Source organism: Vibrio sp. Y176 (assembly GCF_033438945.1).
In genome coordinates, this window is record NZ_JAWOQS010000612.1 from 1 (window position 1) to 665 (window position 665).

The 665-nt window shown below is 42.3% G+C and carries 2 protein-coding genes; one reads left to right on the top strand and one right to left on the bottom strand.

Annotated elements, in window-relative coordinates; all coding sequences use genetic code 11:
* A partial coding sequence (locus R7O13_RS27615) for a VOC family protein (RefSeq protein WP_412125740.1) occupies positions 1–87 on the bottom strand: 87 nt, incomplete at its 3' end.
* 256 nt (positions 88–343) lie between these two features.
* Between R7O13_RS27615 and R7O13_RS27620 the strand changes: the two genes are divergently transcribed.
* On the top strand, positions 344–665 hold a 322-nt coding region (locus R7O13_RS27620), incomplete at its 3' end, for a catalase (RefSeq protein WP_318305291.1).

Consider the following 665-nt stretch of genomic DNA (forward strand, 5'->3'; position numbering starts at 1 on the left):
ACCCAAAACGTGCTCATAAAACGCCTTAGTGGCACCGATATTGGGCGTACCAAATTCAACGTAGTTCAATTTTTCATGTTGATGCATGCGATATCCTTTCTGCTTGGTGATGTTTATTCAGTGTAATCACTCTCGCCACGAGATTCTCATGCTTTTGGTTTGTTTTTTAATCTAAATAGATGAAAAACGAAAACTTTCATCGTTTATCCCTATCAAATCTATCGCCAATTCCCATTAAACAAATGGAATCTTTGAAGATATATTCTTCGTGGGCAGAAAAGAGCTTTTGAATATCCATTTACCACTCGTGGACTAAATGGTTAGCACGCATTGGAGAGCAACCATGCAGATGTCAAAAAGCTTTTTATTAATTACAGTTGGCTTAGCCAGCACATCTCTACAGGCGCAAACCCTGACAAGAGATAACGGCGCACCAGTCGGTGACAACCAAAATTCAATCACAGCAGGTGAAAACGGCAGCGTATTGCTGCAAGACGTTCACCTGATCCAAAAATTGCAACGTTTTGCCAGAGAACGTATTCCTGAGCGAGTTGTACACGCTCGTGGCACGGGTGTGCACGGTGAATTTGTTGCGTCTGGTGATTTTAGTGATTTAACGGTATCCGCTCCTTTCACTGAAAAGGGGAAGGTAACTCCTGTTTTCG